The following is a 16435-nucleotide window of genomic DNA, read 5'->3' as shown; positions in this document are numbered from 1 at the left end:
GGTGTAGTCTTGAAACTGATTAGTAAAATAATACTCTGTGTGCTGATTTACCTGGCATTTATGCTGGCACTCTTTCCCGCAAGGTTGGCGGTTTCGCTGGCGCCTCTGCCAAATAATCTGCAACTCGGTGGCGTCAGCGGCACTATCTGGAGCGGCAGTATTGATGTCATTAAGCTGCAACAACGTCAGTTGGAGCAGCTGAGCTGGGAGCTCAGTCCCTGGGCACTGCTGACCGGCAAAGCCAAACTGGACTTCCAGCTGGGCAGTCGCGCCAGTGCCGTCAACGCCAAGGGGCAAGTCACCTTGGCTGCCGGCGCTATCAGCGCTGAGAAGCTGCGTTTTGAAGCACCGGCCGAGTTTCTCTTGGCTGGCAGTCGTCTGCCATTTCGCACTCAAGTGAGCGGTGATGTCTCTGTGTTGCTGGATACTCTGGCACAAGGCCAGCCTTGGTGTGAGGCGCTCAGCGGCAAAGTATTTCTCAATCGGGTCGGCATCAAGAACCAGTTTGGTCAATATCCCTTGGGAGACATAGAACTCGGCCTGCAGTGTGTTGCCGGTCAGGTGCAACTGGCGACCGATGAGGAGAAAAACGCCATAGGCGTGGCCGGCACCTTGCTGCTCAAGGCCAATGAACAACTTGAGGTCAAGGCTCGCATTCGTGAGACTCAGGCTCAGTCTGAAGATCTGAAAAAAGCGCTGCCATTTCTGGGCAAGCGTGATCCCCAAGGATATTTCCCCATCAATTACAACGGCAAAATCCCGGGTCTTTAAATAAGTAGGTAGCCGGGCTCCTCCCGGCTGCCGTTTATTCAAGTTGAGCTTTCCCGTTTAAAACTCTTGCGAAAACCCGCAAACGCTTGCATCTAAATCAACTAATCCGAAAAACCCCACCGCCCCGACAAACTCTGCAGCTCTGTTATTTCGTGTGAATTGGTATAACATTGTAGCCTGAGTCACATTTTCAGTTTGTCAGCGTCAGAGGCCTCTATGACAGAGCGGCAGAAGAAGCCGGAAATATTGCACACCGAAGTTGTAGCCCGCAGTCGTCTGTTTCAAATAGAACAGGTACACCTGCGTTTCTCCAATCAAGAGGAACGTCACTACGAGCGGATGAAAAGTGCCAGCCGTGGTGCTGTTATGGTGGTGCCGGTTCTCAATGGTGAGTGGTTACTGCTGGGCAGCGAGTATGCCGCGGGAACCCACAACTATGAGCTTGGCTTTCCCAAGGGACTGATCGACCCGGGTGAAACCGCCGCTGAAGCCGCCAACCGTGAACTGCAGGAAGAGATAGGCTATGGTGCCCGTAAACTGACCAAGCTGAAGGAGTTGAGTCTGGCTCCCGGGTATTTCGCCAGTAAGATGCAAATTTTCCTGGCCGAAGATCTCTATGAGAGTCGCCTGGAAGGCGATGAACCTGAGCCGATAGAGCTGGTTCCCTGGCCGCTGGAACGCTGGCAAGAACTGCTGGACATGAATGATTTTTCAGAAGGACGCAGCGTCAGCGCCTTGTTTTTGGCGATGAAACAGCTGAGACTGACTGAATCCCCCTAAAAATGGCCACTCCCGGCCACTGACTTTTGCTTATCCGATGGAAAGCGTTTGGAGTAGTTATGAAGCCAGAAGAGTTGATAGATCATGTTATCGCCATTGCAATGGAAGCAGGGCAGAAAATTCGCCAGATCTACCAACAAGGCAGTTTCAGCAAGGAAACCAAGGAAGATAATACCCCTGTCACCTCGGCCGATATCGCGGCCCACAATATCATCTGCAGCAGCCTGCAGGCATTGACACCGGATATCCCGGTATTATCTGAGGAAGCAGCTGATATTCCCCTTTCTGAACGCAGCCAGTGGCGCCGCTACTGGTTGGTGGATCCCTTGGATGGCACCGGAGAATTTATTGCCGGCAGCGGCGATTTCTCGGTGATTATCGCCTTGGTTGAGCACAACCGTCCTATTATGGGTGTAGTTTATGCGCCCATGACCGAAGTATGCTACTACGCCATCGCGGGACTCGGAGCTTATAAGCGCACTTCCCTGACGGAGCTGCGAATTCACAGCAAGCTGTTACCGAAAGAACAGAATAACGCCCTGCGCCTGGCGGTCAGTCGCCGTCAGGATCCGCAGTCCGTGCTCAAGCTATTCAACCAACCCAAACATTGTGAACTTGTAGCGCTCGGTGGCGCTGCGCTCAAGAGCTGTCTGGTCGCCGAGGGCAGAGCGGATTGTTATGTACGTGTCGGCCCTACGGGCGAGTGGGATACAGGCGCAGCGCAAATCATCATAGAAGAAGCCGGTGGCCAATTAATGGATACTGAACTGCAACCCTTGACCTACAACGAGCGTGAGTCGTTGGAAAACCCCAACTTTATCGTGGTCGGTTCCCCGAACCTCGAATGGGACAAGATACTGACCGGAGATTAATCTAATGCAGATAAGACCAATATCCAGAGCCGATCTGGATGCGGTATTGGCCTTGGAACTGGCAACCTTCGGTGAGCATTGCTACCCGGACTTCTTTTTCCGTCAGGCATTGGATGCTTGGTCCAGTGGTTTTCTGGGGAGCTTTGTCGACGGTCAGCTGGTAGGTTACCTGCTGCGGGTGAGCAGCGAAAAGCCTGGACAGCACTGGCTGTTGTCGCTGGCTGTATCTCCGACGAAACAAGGTCAAGGGATAGGTAAGCAATTACTCAGTGCTTGTCTGGATGATTGCAGCCACTGTGTCGATGAACTGTTATTGACGGTAGCGCCGGATAATTCCGCCCGCCATCTCTACAGCCGCATGGGGTTTGAAAACCTGGGACTGGAAGCCGACTATTTTGGCGTTGGTGAACACAGACTATTGATGCGCTGGCAAAGTTAAAAAACACCGAGTGTTTTGTTTAATCGCTCCAGCCCCCATCAAGCCTGTCGATCGCTAGTCCGGCTTCACTTCAGATATAAAAAAACCGCTGCAAGCAGCGGTTTTTCCAGCTCAAAATGATTAACCCTTTGGATAAGGATGCGCTACACCCTTGTGGCAATCCACGCAGGTCTTTCTGCTTTCAGGATCTTTCTTGAAGTTCATGCTGTGCATTCTAACAGCCATTTTCTTCATGGTTTCAGGCTGGTTCTCATAGATGCGGGTATGGCAATGCTGACAGTTGGCAGAGTCATTGGCACGGAAGTAGTTCAGTGCTTTATCAGCCTGCTCTTTACGGTTAGCGTCCAACCACTCCTGAGTATTGAAGCCATCGATAGTCAGGAAGCCGTAGAGATCCTTGGAAACAATGATCTTCTTCACCAGATAGTCAACCGGACCGTGAGGCAAGTGGCAGTCTTGACACTGAACAGTAACACCGGCACTACCACCACCGTGGGCAGATGCCAACACTTCATCTTTCAGTGAGTGGTTGCTGTGGCAGGTCATACAGAACGCATCTGTACTGGTTGCATGCAGCGTCTGCTGGGTAGCGAAGTAGCCAACAACACCTATCACTATGCCGACGACCAGTAGCGACAGGATGGAATACTTTGCGCTGGGTTTAAAGATTGCACGCCAGTTCATCACTCTTCTCCAAAATAAAATTCTTATATCTATATTGAGCTATTCGTTGTTCTGAAATTTGATTATAAACCAGTTTTCTTTCATTAATCTGACCCGAAAAGTGCAAAATGAGACTTAGCTCTAACTCTCAAGGCCTAATGACGACTGAATTTTAAGTTAATGCCATATATGCACTTTTCCTAAACTTAAAGCATGGCACACGCTTAATCAAGCATAGTCAATCGAATAATTAACATACAACCAATTCTCGAAACAATAAATGTGATCCAAGCGACGTTAAGGAGGTAATGAACAATTTTATTTTGGACAAGACGAAACTATTTAATCAAGATGTCTGTCTATTGAGGTAAGCACAGACTGCGTGCTTCACCAGAACGAAAGGATAACGATGAGAAGCTTGCTGTTGATACTGACACTGATAATGACGCTGGGACAGGCCGTGATGCCTGCAGCCGCGTCTGTTTCAGTGTCTGAGCATCAGTCAATGGCAGCCATGAACTCATCTGCATCCACCAGCATGGTTATGGATATGGATTGCTGCCAAGGCCAGCAGCATTGCCCAGACTGCGATCTGGGTATGGATTGCGGCACCATGGGCAACTGTGCCAGCCACTGCACACCAGGGGTAAGCCTGCTTACCGCCGGCCATCCTTTGTTGGTGACAGGAAGCCAGCAGATCGCCCTGCCTAGCTGGAGCTTGCAAACCGCTATACTCTCACAGCAAACACCCCCTCCCAATTCAGCACAGATGTAACTCTGGCCTTACGGCCGCAAAGCTTTAGTTAATGTTTTTACATCTGAATATTTTTTGGGAGTTCCCACTATGTCTGCATACAAAATTTCTGCATCTCGTTTTAGCGCCGCCCTGTTAATCTTTGCCAGCCTGTTTATGGCTTCGGGCAGTTTCGCAGCCGAGTTGAACCTGCCGGATAATCTGGTGATCAAAGCTATTGATGGCCAAGCTGTATCCAACTTTGACCGCCACCAGTTAGCCGCCGGAAAACATGTTGTCGAACTCAAATACCGGGACATTTTTGCCGTCAATGCCGATGACTCGGGCGCTTGGGTTAAATCCGGTCCTCTTTATCTGACACTGACTGTTGCCGAACAACAAAGTCTGCAACTGCAGCTACCGACTCTGGATACCGAGGCAGAAGCCAACGCCTTTATTCGCAGTCCACAGTTACAAGTTGTTGATGAAGCCGGTCAGGCTGTTCCTGCCGAGGTAATGACCCACGGAGGCCTGATGGCCGACTGGTTGGCACAGCTGCGCCGCTGAGTTTTCAGAGTGGAATGAGACAGAGGCTCTACCATGCTGCTAACAATGATTGCCGGAAAAAGTGTAGCAATGTCATCACACTTCTTCAGATGTGAGTCATATCAAGGCAAGCTTTTGAAAGCATGGTAGACTATTGGGGTCCATTCTCTCTGGAGTTCAAGCTCAAGATGCTATCGGTTCGCCACCACATCCTGGTTCTGTTTACCATGCTCGCATTGCTCGGGCAGGGTATGCTAACCAATGGACACTGGATGGTGCCAACAGCTGAAGCGCATTCCGGAAAAATGGACTCCACGGCACACTCAATGGCTGCCACCATGGATTGTCACACTCAACAGACAAATGCCAGTCACTGCTGCGATGACTCGCAAATTGATACAGTGCTTCCCGACACTGTGAGTCATTGTTGTGAAGGCAAAGGATTCTGCAAGAGCGACTGTAACCATTGTCTGGTGATATCCGTAGCGGGTACTCTCATTGCCGTCGGTTCCTGGCCGGTGATGTCTCTGCCCGAAGCCGCCGTGGCCACGCCTATGCCTCATTTCCACTCTGTTTCTATCGGCCAGACAATCAAGCCACCCATAGTTTGATATCCAAGGCACACCTGTGCCCAAAATCTGCCAATAAATACAAATTTTTAATGGGATAAGCCCCAAGAGTGCACAGTTGCACCTGGCCAAAGCGTATCCCAAACGGAGTGAATCAATGAAAACCTTTATCAGCGTCCTGATTATTGCCCTATTGTCTGTCACCCTGGCCAGAGCCAGCTTCGCAAGTGAACGAGATCATCACCACGGTCAGCAACAAGCCGTGGTAACTGCCGAATATAGCTGCCCCATGCACCCGGAGGTGACAGGTAACAAAGGCGATTCCTGCCCCAAATGCGGCATGTTTCTGGAAAAACCGCAACAAGCCGACTATCACTGTCCCATGCATCCTGAAGTGACAGGCAAGAAAGGTGACTCCTGCCCCAAGTGTGGTATGAATCTTGAGCCTGTAGCTGGCCAGAAACACCACCACCACTAAACAAGCTGTAGCTGGAGATGAGGCATATGAGCGATTCAAACCGTAAACGCCAACGACTGGCCTGTGCGCTTAGTCTGGTGCTGGCTGTCGGCCCGCAATGGAGTATGCAGGCAATGGCCCAGGGCAATCAGCCCCAAGGGCAGGAACAACACAAAGATCATCAACATGGGACGGCAACCCAGGAGTATTACTGCCCCATGCATCCGGAAGTCACCAGCCATGAGCCGGGACGCTGCCCCAAGTGCAACATGTTTTTGGTCAAAGATGAGGCCACTGAAGCCCTGGCAGAACCAACACAGGCTCAGCAAAAAACCTATGTTTGCCCCATGCATCCGGAAGTGACCAGTCACGAGCCGGGACGTTGCCCCAAATGCAATATGTTCCTGGTCGAAGAGGAAGAAGAGGAGCCAGGTTCCCATGCCGGTCACGCCGAAGCTGCAGAAACCCTGGCTACAGAAACTAAAGCCGCGGAAAACCAGGCTAATGACCATAGCCAGCACGCCATGCAGCAGAGCAAACCCGCATTGGAGATCAAACCAGCTCCTCTGGATCAGGGCAGTAACATCAAATATGTTTGTCCCATGCATTCGCATATCATCAGCGATGTGCCCGGCACCTGCCCCATCTGCGGCATGAATCTGGAAAAAGTCGAGATGGGCGGCCACTCGGAAACCGTTGAGATTGATGTCTCAGGCCAGATGCAACAAGCCTTGGCCCTCAAGGTAGCCAAGGTGGAAAGGGACACGCTGTGGAAGTTTGTCAAAACAGTCGGCCAGATAGACTATGACGAGAGCCAAATCAATCATATCCATGCCAGGGTCAACGGCTGGATTGAAAAACTTAAAGTAGAGTCTGTCGGTGACAGGGTCGAGAAAGGTCAGTTGCTGTACGAGATCTATTCACCGGACCTGGTCAATGCCCAGGACGACTATCTGTTGGCCCAGGAGACGCTGAAACGCTCAGGCAACAGTGCCAACTACCAAGAGCTATTGCGCAAGGCCGGGCTACGCCTCGAACTACTGGGCATGAACCAAGAGCAGATCAAACAGCTGGCCAAGACAGGCAAGACCCAATACCGGGTTCCTTTCTACGCCCGCGAAAGCGGCGTAGTCAAACAACTCGCGGTGCGTGACGGCATGTATATACAACCTCAGACCGAGGTCATGTCACTGGTTGACCTCTCCAAGGTCTGGGTCATTGCCGATGTGTTTGAAAACGAGCAGAGCTGGCTGGAAGTGGGCCAGACCGCCGAGGTCAATATCCCCGCCATGGGGCTCAAGGGCATAGAAGGCAAGATTGATTACATCTATCCCGAACTGGATCCCATCACCCGCAGCCTGAGAGTCAGAGTGGTACTCAACAATGATCAAGCGATGGAGCTCAGGCCCAAGACCTTGGCCAAGGTTTCCCTCTATGGTGGCCCGAAACGCGATACTTTGGTGATCCCCCAGGAAGCCTTGATCCAAACAGGCAAGGAAAACCGGGTCATAGTCAAACAGGATGATGCCAGTTTCAGTGCCAGAAAGGTCACTGTCGGCATGTTGAGTCAGGGTAAGGCAGAGATCCTCGAAGGCCTGCATGAAGGCGAAAACGTGGTGATTTCCGGGCAATTCCTGTTGGATTCAGAAGCCAGTCTCAAGGGTAGCCTGATGCGCCTGAGCTCAGGCCACCAGCACTAGGAGGCAACATGCTGAAAAAAATCATTGAAGCCTCCATCAAACAAAGGGTGATGGTGCTGATTGTCACCCTGATGGTGACGGTTTGGGGGATTCAGGCGCTGCGTACCACGCCGCTCGACGCCCTGCCGGATCTGTCCGATGTGCAGGTCATCATCAAAACCGCCTATCCGGGACAGGCGCCCAAGCTGGTAGAGGAACAGGTGACCTATCCCTTGTCTACCGCCATGCTGGCCGTGCCCGGGGCCAAGACGGTGCGCGGCTATTCCATGTTCGGTGACTCCTATGTCTATGTGATCTTTGAAGATGGCACCGACATCTATTGGGCCCGCTCCCGGGTATTGGAGTACCTGAGCCAGATAAGCAGCCGTCTACCCGAAGGGGTGCAACCCTCACTGGGGCCCGATGCCTCCGGGGTCGGTTGGATCTATGAATATGCCCTGGTAGACCGCAGCGGGAATCTGGACCTTTCGCAACTCAAGAGTTTGCAGGACTGGTATTTGAAGCTGGAATTGCAGAGTGTTGCCGGGGTATCGGAAGTCGCCACTGTCGGTGGCATGGAACAGACCTATCAGATAGTGCTGGAGCCGGACAAGCTGGCGATTTACAAGCTGGACATCGCCTCGGTCAAGCAGGCGATTACCAAGGCCAACAACGAGGCCGGCGGCTCTGTGGTGGAGATGGCCGAAGCCGAGTACATGGTGCGCGCCAAGGGCTATCGTCAAACACTGGCGGACTTTCGTGAAATCCCACTGGGGATCACCAGTCCTTCAGGCACACCGCTGCTGCTGAAAGACGTTGCCACCGTACGTAAGGGCCCGGCATCTCGCCGTGGCATAGCCGAGCTCGATGGTGAGGGCGAAGTCGTCGGTGGCATCATAGTCATGCGCTATGGGGAAAACGCCCTGGCGACTATCGAGGCGGTGAAAACCAAGCTGGAAGAACTCAAGGCGGGTCTCCCCGAAGGCGTGGAGATAGTTCCCACCTACGACAGATCGCAACTGATTGAAAACTCAGTCGACAACTTGTTGCACAAGGTGTTGGAAGAGATGGTAGTGGTCGGCATTGTTTGCTTGCTGTTTCTGCTGCACGCCCGCTCGACCCTGGTGGCCGTTATTACCCTGCCACTGTCGATACTGATCGCCTTTATTGTGATGAACAAGATGGGGGTTAACGCCAATATCATGAGTCTTGGCGGTATCGCTATCGCCATCGGGGCCGTGGTGGATGGTGCCATTGTGATGATCGAGAATATGCACAAGCACCTCGAGCATTTCAAACAAGACCATCAGCGCCAACCCGACACCAAAGAGCATTGGAAAATTGTCGCCGAAGCCTCTATTGAGGTGGGCCCGGCACTCTTCTTCTCCTTGCTGATCATTACCCTGAGCTTTGTGCCGGTATTTGCCCTCGAAGCCCAGGAAGGCAGGCTGTTCAGCCCTCTGGCCTATACCAAAACCTTTGCCATGGCGGCCGCGGCTGTGTTGTCAATCACCTTGGTGCCTATCCTGATGGGCTTCTTTATCCGCGGCAAGATCCCCTCGGAAAGCAGCAACCCACTGAGCCGGGTATTGATAGCCATCTACAAACCTATGCTCAATGCCGTGCTGCGCTTCCCCAAGCTGACCTTGCTGGCGGCTCTGGTGGCGCTGGCCAGTGCCTGGTATCCAGTGAGTCATATGGGCAGCGAGTTTATGCCAGAGCTCGAGGAAGGGGATCTTCTGTACATGCCAACAGCCTTGCCGGGCATCAGCGCCAGCAAGGCCGCCGAAGTGCTGCAGCAAACCGACCGGCTGATCAAAACCGTTCCGGAAGTGGCGCGGGTGTTTGGCAAAGTAGGCCGCGCCGAAACCGCCACGGATCCTGCGCCATTGACCATGCTGGAAACCACCATAATGCTCAAACCCAAAGAGCAGTGGCGCGAAGGCATGGATCTCGACGGCATCATTGCTCAGCTGCAAAGTACGGTAAAAGTGCCCGGTCTCACCAACGCCTGGGTACAGCCGATCAAGACCCGTATCGACATGCTGTCTACCGGTATCAAGACACCAGTGGGGATTAAGATCACCGGCGCCGATGTCAATCAACTGCAGGAGATAGGGGCCCAGATAGAAGCGATTCTATCGGCTCAGCCTCATACCAAGTCGGCCTATGCCGAGCGGGTGGGTGGCGGCCGCTACATAGACATCACACCGAAACTCGAGGTGACCTCCAGATATGGCATGACCCTGAGCGATATTCAGGACGTAGTACGTTACGCCATTGGCGGCATGAATATCGGTGAGTCGGTTCAAGGTGCCGAGCGCTATCCCATCAACCTGCGCTATCCAAGAGAGTTGCGTGACAATATCGAAAAGCTCAGAGAGCTGCCGGTGATCACCAAGAGTGGCCACTATCTGCCGCTGCGCAATCTGGCCGACATCGAAATCACTGATGGCGCGCCTATGCTCAAGAGCGAGAATGGTCGATTGATCTCCTGGGTATTTGTCGATATTGACGGCACGTCCATTGGTGAGTATATCGAAGCCGTCAAGCCGGTATTGGAGCAGGAACTGGATCTGCCTGCCAGGTACAGCTACAGCTTTGCCGGTCAGTATGAATATATGCAGCGGGTCGATGCCAAACTGCAGCAAGTGATCCCCATGGCGCTAGCGGTGATCTTCATTCTGCTGATGATGACCTTCGGCTCATCCATGCAGGCCAGCATCATAATGCTGTCGCTGCCGTTCGCCTTGGTGGGCAGTACCTGGTTGTTGTATCTGCTGGACTACAACATGTCGGTCGCTGTCGCGGTGGGCATGATAGCCCTCGCCGGGGTCGCCGCCGAGTTTGGTGTGGTCATGCTGGTGTATCTCAACAATGCCATCAAGCATAAGCAGGACAGAGGCGAATACCACAGAGTGGAAGACCTCAAGGACGCCCTGATTGAAGGTGCAGTAATGCGGATCCGCCCCAAGGCGATGACAGTGGCGACCATCTTCTTCGGTCTGCTCCCTATTATGTGGGGCGCAGGTTCGGGCAACGACGTGATGCAGAAGATTGCCGCGCCCATGGTCGGTGGTATGGTTACCGCCCCAGTGCTGTCGCTCTTTGTTCTGCCGGCGCTCTATCTGCTGATCTACCGTCGCCACTTGAGCAAGGCCAAGGCTGAATAAGCAAACTGATGCTCGCAAAAACGGCTGCCAATGCAGCCGTTTTTATTGGATTGAGCTCAGTTACACCACTTCACCGGCGGCGTAGCCGGAACTCCAGGCCCACTGGAAGTTATAGCCGCCGAGCCAACCACTGACATCCACCACTTCACCGATAAAATAGAGCCCGGGATGACGCTTGGCCTCCATGGTCTTGGAAGATAACTCATCGGTATCCACACCGCCCAGAGTCACCTCGGCGGTGCGATAACCCTCGGTGCCGCCGGGTTGGATCTGCCAGCAGTGGAAATAACTGTCCAGCGCCGCCACATCTGCCTTGGACAGTTGGTTAAAGTTCTTGTTGGGTAATTCACCCAGCTCCTGCAGCCTCTCAACCAAGCGCTTAGGTAACAGCCGAGATAGTCCATTCTTAAGCGACAATTTTGGTGATTCAGCAGTGATTGTTTTGCACCAGTCGACAAAATCCAGGTCCGGCAGTAAATCAAACAGCACACTCTGGCCTGGCTGCCAGTAGGAGGAGATCTGCAGCACAGCCGGCCCGGACAAACCTCTGTGGGTGAATAGCATGGCCTCTCTAAACTGCCTGCCGCATTCGGCTTTGGCGATAACCGGCAAGCTGATGCCGGACAGGCCTTCAAACCTGGCCTTGTCTTCAGGCTGTAAGGTAAAGGGAACCAGCCCGGCAGTGGTCGGCAGCACCTTGATGGCAAACTGCTCGGCGATACGGAATCCAAACGGTGTTGCCCCGAGCTTCGGCATGGACAAGCCACCAGTGGCTATCACCAGAGATTTACAACGGTATTCCCCTTCACTGGTTTGCAGGCTGTAACCACCATCTGTGGCTGCCACAGACAGAATTTCGGTACGCAGCTGAATTTTGACTCCTGCCCAATCGCACTCTGTGGTCAACATATCGACAATATCTTTGGCCGAGTCATCGCAAAACAGCTGTCCAAGGGTCTTCTCGTGATAATCGATGCCGTGCCGCTCGACCATGGCGATAAAGTCCCACTGGCTGAAACGAGCCAGCGCCGACTTGACGAAGTGTGGGTTACTGCAGAGGTAGGCGCCCGGTTCAATGTTCTGATTGGTGAAGTTACAGCGACCGCCGCCACTGATCAGAATTTTGCGCCCCAGTTGTTTGGCGTTATCCAGCAAAAGGACATCCCGGCCCCGATACCCGGCAGTGAGGGCACACATTAACCCTGCGGCGCCAGCGCCGATAATGATCACCTGATGCTGTTTAACTGACATAACGCTCACTCTCTGGCCCAACAAGGGGCAATAAAAAAGGTTCATCGCAGATTAGTGTGGACTGGAAACGAAAACGGTTGGAGTTATTGTTTAGTCGCCAAACAAAAACAATGACCAACCCCAACCATTCTCGATGTCGAATCTTACCTTTACCATTGCGCTCTGGGAAGGCTTTGAAGCCGTCCATACCGAGCAAAATCAACAAACCCTCATCATCCAGCTAAAATCGATTGATAATGGTCACTGTGCTTGCGCAAACCGGCCAAGGCCGTTCAAAACACCCCAAGCAATCTGATGAAGCTCAAGCGGCTTTTAAAAAACTTACCGATGGAAACTAAGACCAATCCGCATTGAAGTCTGATCTAATGGTAGGCAACTCAACACTTATAGTTGGCCCATGAAATCTGAAACTGCCGAAAGCTTGCTTTGCCTCTCTAAAAAAGAAAAAAATCCCCAAAAGCGTATGCGATTACTCGCCGTGTCCATATTTTTGCAATCCCGTAATCGTACTCAAGTAGCGAACCAGTTGAAGGTGGCAAGATCCAGCGTCAACTCATGGGTCTCAAACTATCTTGAGCAAGGGCTCGTAGGGCTTGAAGATAAGCAGCGACCCGGCAAAAGACCATCATTGTCCAATGACCAAAAGCGGAGGCTCGCCAGATATATTGAGTTCAAAGCACAATCGAATGAGGGAGGCAGGCTAACCGGGGCAGATATCCAGCAATACATATTGAGTGAGTTTGGTGTCGAGTACCACCTCAATCATATCTACAAGCTACTCAAAGGCATGGGGTTCAGCTGGATAACCAGCCGCTCCAGGCATCCCAAACAGACTCAAGGCGTGCAGAACGCTTTTAAAAAAGTTTACTCTGGAAACTAACCTTCACACACCTATCCATATACGACCACACCAGATTGATATTTGGTTTCAGGACGAAGCCAGATTTAGTCAGCAAAATACAACAACACGACTCTGGGCACCGAAAGGCAGTAGACCCAGAGCGCTAAAACAGCAGCAGTTTGAATACGCGCACCTCTTCGGCGCAGTCTGTCCCGCAACAGGAGAAACTGAAGCCATCATCACGCCGTTTGTTAATAAGGACATCATGCGCCAGCACCTGGAACTGATCGCCAACCGAACTAAACCAGGACGACATGCTGTGGTGGTAATGGATGGTGCAGGGTGGCATACCAATGACATTGCAGTTGATATCCCCAACTTGTCGATACTCAAATTGCCGCCCTATTCCCCGGAGCTAAACCCCATCGAACAGGTGTGGAGTTGGCTACGCCAACGTCATCTCGCTAATCGCTGTTTCAAAGGATATGAGGACATTGTGGATGCTTGCAGTCAGGCTTGGAACGACTTCGTCAGCAGTACAAAGCGAGTGATAAAGATGTGCACCAGAGACTGGGCGAAAGTGACTGAACTTTAATGCGGAATGGTATAAAAAGTGAAAACCAAAGTGGCGTCTGGCGATGGCCAGCTTCGAGCAAGCTCTCCGCGTTCGTCTGTCGCATCAAACTGAGTTTGATAAACGCGACAACCTCACCCTACTCCACATGGGATTGTGCCTCACTGCGTTCGGACTCTTTATCTTCCCCATGTGAGAGTGGACATATCAAAATGCTATTAAAACGAAAAATCCCCAACACAAAGTGCTGGGGATTTATCGTTACTGTTTTGTCTTCACTCATTTCTTTAATAAAGAGTAAAAAGTGAAAACCAAAGTGGCGTCTGGCGATGACCAGCTTCGAGCAAGCTCTGCGCGTTCGTTTGTCGCATCAAACTGAGTTTGATAAACACGACAACCTCACCCTACTCCACATGGGATTGTGCCTCACTGCGTTCGGACTCTTTATCTTCCCCATGTGAGAGTGGACATATCAAAATGCTATTAAAACGAAAAATCCCCAACACAGAGTGCTGGGGATTTTTCATTTTATTGGGCGTCTGGCGATGACCTACTCTCACATGGGGAGACCCCACACTACCATCGGCGCGATTGCGTTTCACTTCTGAGTTCGGGATGGGATCAGGTGGGACCACAATGCTATTGTCACCAGACATAAAATTGTACGGAACAAATTTTAAACGCGCTTTAGCGCGGCCCGTTAGGGTCAAATACAGGGATGTATTTGATAAATTCATTCCTAAATTCAGAAAGCTGTGCTCTTTTCAGAGCTTGAGTTCAAACTTCAATCAAGTATCTAACTTCTTCAAGTCCGTAAAACCCATCTGGGTTGTATGGTTAAGCCTCTCGAGTCATTAGTACAGGTTAGCTCAACGCCTCGCAACGCTTACACACCCTGCCTATCAACGTCCTGGTCTCGAACGGCTCTTTAGAGGTCTCTAGGACCTAGGGATGACTCATCTTGGGGCTCGCTTCCCGCTTAGATGCTTTCAGCGGTTATCGATTCCGAACGTAGCTACCGGGCAATGCCATTGGCATGACAACCCGAACACCAGCGGTTCGTCCACTCCGGTCCTCTCGTACTAGGAGCAGCTCCCCTCAATCATCCAACGCCCACGGCAGATAGGGACCGAACTGTCTCACGACGTTCTGAACCCAGCTCGCGTACCACTTTAAATGGCGAACAGCCATACCCTTGGGACCGACTTCAGCCCCAGGATGTGATGAGCCGACATCGAGGTGCCAAACACCGCCGTCGATATGAACTCTTGGGCGGTATCAGCCTGTTATCCCCGGAGTACCTTTTATCCGTTGAGCGATGGCCCTTCCATTCAGAACCACCGGATCACTATGACCTGCTTTCGCATCTGCTCGACGTGTCTGTCTCGCAGTTAAGCTGGCTTATGCCATTGCACTAACCGTACGATGTCCGACCGTACTTAGCCAACCTTCGTGCTCCTCCGTTACTCTTTGGGAGGAGACCGCCCCAGTCAAACTACCCACCAGGCACTGTCCCTAATCCCGATAAGGGACCAAGGTTAGAACATCAACACTACAAGGGTGGTATTTCAAGGTTGACTCCACAAGAACTGGCGTTCTCGCTTCTAAGTCTCCCACCTATCCTACACATGTAGGGTCAATGTTCAGTGCCAAGCTATAGTAAAGGTTCACGGGGTCTTTCCGTCTAGCCGCGGGTATACGGCATCTTCACCGCAATTTCAACTTCACTGAGTCTCGGCTGGAGACAGCGTGGCCATCATTACGCCATTCGTGCAGGTCGGAACTTACCCGACAAGGAATTTCGCTACCTTAGGACCGTTATAGTTACGGCCGCCGTTTACCGGGGCTTCGATCATGAGCTTCTCCGAAGATAACCCAATCAATTAACCTTCCGGCACCGGGCAGGCGTCACACCGTATACGTCATCTTGCGATTTTGCACAGTGCTGTGTTTTTGATAAACAGTTGCAGCCACCTGGTATCTGCGACTGCCAGCAGCTTACGACGCGAGGTCTTCACCGCCGGCAGCGTACCTTCTCCCGAAGTTACGGTACCATTTTGCCTAGTTCCTTCAGCCGAGTTCTCTCAAGCGCCTTGGTATTCTCTACCCGACCACCTGTGTCGGTTTGGGGTACGATTTCTACTAACCTGAAGCTTAGAAGATTTTCCTGGAAGCATGGCATCAACCACTTCATCCCCTTGGGGACTCGTCATCAGCTCTCAGTGTATGTGTGCCCGGATTTGCCTAAGCACACCACCTACTACCTTAAACGCGGACAACCAACGCCGCGCTGGCCTAGCCTTCTCCGTCTCTCCATCGCAGTTAGCAGAAGTACGGGAATATTAACCCGTTTCCCATCGACTACGCCTTTCAGCCTCGCCTTAGGGGTCGACTCACCCTGCCCCGATTAACGTTGGACAGGAACCCTTGGTCTTTCGGCGAGGGGGTTTTTCACCCCCTTTATCGTTACTCATGTCAGCATTCGCACTTCTGATACCTCCAGCGTGGGTTACCCCTTCGCCTTCAACGGCTTACAGAACGCTCCTCTACCGCATCAGCGCATCCCTCATACGACTTAAACACCCTGTTTCATCTTTCGACTCAACGTGTTGGGTGCTTGGGCGTCATTCACAAAGTGAATCACGCCAGCAAATCGCATCAGGTGATGCGCTGATACCCGTAGCTTCGGTGAATTGCTTAGCCCCGTTACATCTTCCGCGCAGGCCGACTCGACTAGTGAGCTATTACGCTTTCTTTAAATGATGGCTGCTTCTAAGCCAACATCCTAGCTGTCTAAGCCTTCCCACATCGTTTCCCACTTAGCAATTACTTTGGGACCTTAGCTGACGGTCTGGGTTGTTTCCCTTTTGACGACGGACGTTAGCACCCGCCGTCTGTCTCCCGGATAGCACTCTTTGGTATTCGGAGTTTGCAAAGGGTTGGTAAGTCGGGATGACCCCCTAGCCTTAACAGTGCTCTACCCCCAAAGGTGTTCGTCCGAGGCGCTACCTAAATAGCTTTCGAGGAGAACCAGATATCTCCCGGTTTGATTGGCCTTTCACCCCCAGCCACAAGTCATCCGCTAAT

The 16435-nt window shown here is 52.1% G+C and carries 13 protein-coding genes and 2 rRNA genes (1 of these 15 cut by a window edge); 11 read left to right on the top strand and 4 right to left on the bottom strand.

What is annotated here, in order from left to right; genetic code table 11:
- Positions 1-9 precede the first annotated feature (9 nt).
- The 4 genes from SIL79_RS07365 (at position 10) to SIL79_RS07350 (ending at position 2862) form a co-directional block, all read left to right on the top strand.
- The gene (locus SIL79_RS07365) at positions 10-771 is read left to right on the top strand and encodes a type II secretion system protein N (protein WP_039035176.1); all 762 of its coding nucleotides are present in this window, start codon (positions 10-12) and stop codon (positions 769-771) included.
- 216 nt (positions 772-987) lie between these two features.
- Positions 988-1551: an ADP compounds hydrolase NudE gene (nudE, locus tag SIL79_RS07360; RefSeq protein ID WP_039035177.1), complete on the top strand. Its 564-nt coding sequence runs from the start codon at positions 988-990 to the stop codon at positions 1549-1551.
- A 59-nt stretch (positions 1552-1610) separates the two neighbouring features.
- A complete protein-coding gene (gene cysQ / locus SIL79_RS07355) occupies positions 1611-2423 on the top strand; it encodes a 3'(2'),5'-bisphosphate nucleotidase CysQ (RefSeq protein ID WP_039035178.1) in 813 nt (270 codons plus the stop codon).
- A gap of 4 nt (positions 2424-2427) precedes the next feature.
- Positions 2428-2862, top strand: a complete 435-nt coding sequence (locus SIL79_RS07350) for a GNAT family N-acetyltransferase (protein WP_319619098.1) — start codon at positions 2428-2430, stop codon at positions 2860-2862.
- Between the two features lie 120 nt (positions 2863-2982).
- Here the strand turns inward: SIL79_RS07350 and SIL79_RS07345 are convergent, their stop codons facing one another.
- Positions 2983-3546 carry a NapC/NirT family cytochrome c gene (locus SIL79_RS07345; RefSeq protein ID WP_039035180.1) on the bottom strand — a complete coding sequence of 188 codons (564 nt, stop codon included), beginning with the start codon at positions 3544-3546 and terminating at the stop codon, positions 2983-2985.
- 388 nt (positions 3547-3934) lie between these two features.
- Between SIL79_RS07345 and SIL79_RS07340 the strand changes: the two genes are divergently transcribed.
- From SIL79_RS07340 to SIL79_RS07315, 6 genes are all read left to right on the top strand, one after another.
- Positions 3935-4300, top strand: a complete 366-nt coding sequence (locus SIL79_RS07340; RefSeq protein ID WP_039035181.1) for a hypothetical protein — start codon at positions 3935-3937, stop codon at positions 4298-4300.
- A gap of 69 nt (positions 4301-4369) precedes the next feature.
- A complete protein-coding gene (locus SIL79_RS07335) occupies positions 4370-4825 on the top strand; it encodes a DUF2057 family protein (RefSeq protein ID WP_039035182.1) in 456 nt (151 codons plus the stop codon).
- 122 nt (positions 4826-4947) lie between these two features.
- Entirely contained in the window at positions 4948-5415 is a 468-nt protein-coding gene (locus tag SIL79_RS07330; RefSeq protein ID WP_233962809.1) for a hypothetical protein, read from the top strand.
- A gap of 115 nt (positions 5416-5530) precedes the next feature.
- Positions 5531-5851 (top strand): heavy metal-binding domain-containing protein, encoded by a 321-nt coding sequence (locus SIL79_RS07325; protein ID WP_039035183.1) that lies wholly within the window; start codon positions 5531-5533, stop codon positions 5849-5851.
- Positions 5852-5877: 26 nt separating this feature from the next.
- Positions 5878-7530: an efflux RND transporter periplasmic adaptor subunit gene (locus SIL79_RS07320; RefSeq protein ID WP_071477116.1), complete on the top strand. Its 1653-nt coding sequence runs from the start codon at positions 5878-5880 to the stop codon at positions 7528-7530.
- 8 nt (positions 7531-7538) lie between these two features.
- Positions 7539-10682, top strand: a complete 3144-nt coding sequence (locus SIL79_RS07315) for an efflux RND transporter permease subunit (RefSeq protein ID WP_039035185.1) — start codon at positions 7539-7541, stop codon at positions 10680-10682.
- A gap of 60 nt (positions 10683-10742) precedes the next feature.
- Here the strand turns inward: SIL79_RS07315 and SIL79_RS07310 are convergent, their stop codons facing one another.
- On the bottom strand, positions 10743-11933 hold the full coding sequence (locus SIL79_RS07310; RefSeq protein WP_039035186.1) for a BaiN/RdsA family NAD(P)/FAD-dependent oxidoreductase: 1191 nt from the start codon (positions 11931-11933) through the stop codon (positions 10743-10745).
- A gap of 397 nt (positions 11934-12330) precedes the next feature.
- Here SIL79_RS07310 and SIL79_RS07305 point away from each other — a divergent pair.
- A protein-coding gene (locus SIL79_RS07305; RefSeq protein ID WP_319619097.1) for an IS630 family transposase occupies positions 12331-13369 on the top strand; the annotation gives its coding sequence in 2 pieces (ribosomal slippage) (positions 12331-12789 and positions 12791-13369; 1038 coding nt in all).
- Between the two features lie 516 nt (positions 13370-13885).
- On the opposite strand, the gene rrf is transcribed toward SIL79_RS07305, so the two are convergent.
- A 5S ribosomal RNA gene (gene rrf / locus SIL79_RS07300) occupies positions 13886-14001 on the bottom strand.
- Positions 14002-14181: 180 nt separating this feature from the next.
- Positions 14182-16435: ribosomal RNA gene (locus SIL79_RS07295) — 23S ribosomal RNA — on the bottom strand (it continues 742 nt past the right edge of the window).

Source organism: Shewanella indica (genome assembly GCF_033842865.1).
Taxonomy (GTDB): domain Bacteria; phylum Pseudomonadota; class Gammaproteobacteria; order Enterobacterales; family Shewanellaceae; genus Shewanella; species Shewanella indica.
This window is presented reverse-complemented; position numbering and strand designations above follow the sequence as displayed.

What these genes read in the sequence shown, in the direction of transcription:
- SIL79_RS07345 (WP_039035180.1), bottom strand. Translation starts at nt 3,546, where the DNA reads ATGAACTGGCGTGCAATCTTTAAACCCAGCGCAAAGTATTCCATCCTG.
- SIL79_RS07325 (WP_039035183.1), top strand. Translation starts at nt 5,531, where the DNA reads ATGAAAACCTTTATCAGCGTCCTGATTATTGCCCTATTGTCTGTCACC.
- SIL79_RS07315 (WP_039035185.1), top strand. Translation starts at nt 7,539, where the DNA reads ATGCTGAAAAAAATCATTGAAGCCTCCATCAAACAAAGGGTGATGGTG.
- SIL79_RS07320 (WP_071477116.1), top strand. Translation starts at nt 5,878, where the DNA reads ATGAGCGATTCAAACCGTAAACGCCAACGACTGGCCTGTGCGCTTAGT.
- SIL79_RS07310 (WP_039035186.1), bottom strand. Translation starts at nt 11,933, where the DNA reads ATGTCAGTTAAACAGCATCAGGTGATCATTATCGGCGCTGGCGCCGCA.
- nudE (WP_039035177.1), top strand. Translation starts at nt 988, where the DNA reads ATGACAGAGCGGCAGAAGAAGCCGGAAATATTGCACACCGAAGTTGTA.
- SIL79_RS07335 (WP_039035182.1), top strand. Translation starts at nt 4,370, where the DNA reads ATGTCTGCATACAAAATTTCTGCATCTCGTTTTAGCGCCGCCCTGTTA.
- SIL79_RS07330 (WP_233962809.1), top strand. Translation starts at nt 4,948, where the DNA reads ATGGTAGACTATTGGGGTCCATTCTCTCTGGAGTTCAAGCTCAAGATG.
- SIL79_RS07340 (WP_039035181.1), top strand. Translation starts at nt 3,935, where the DNA reads ATGAGAAGCTTGCTGTTGATACTGACACTGATAATGACGCTGGGACAG.
- cysQ (WP_039035178.1), top strand. Translation starts at nt 1,611, where the DNA reads ATGAAGCCAGAAGAGTTGATAGATCATGTTATCGCCATTGCAATGGAA.
- SIL79_RS07350 (WP_319619098.1), top strand. Translation starts at nt 2,428, where the DNA reads ATGCAGATAAGACCAATATCCAGAGCCGATCTGGATGCGGTATTGGCC.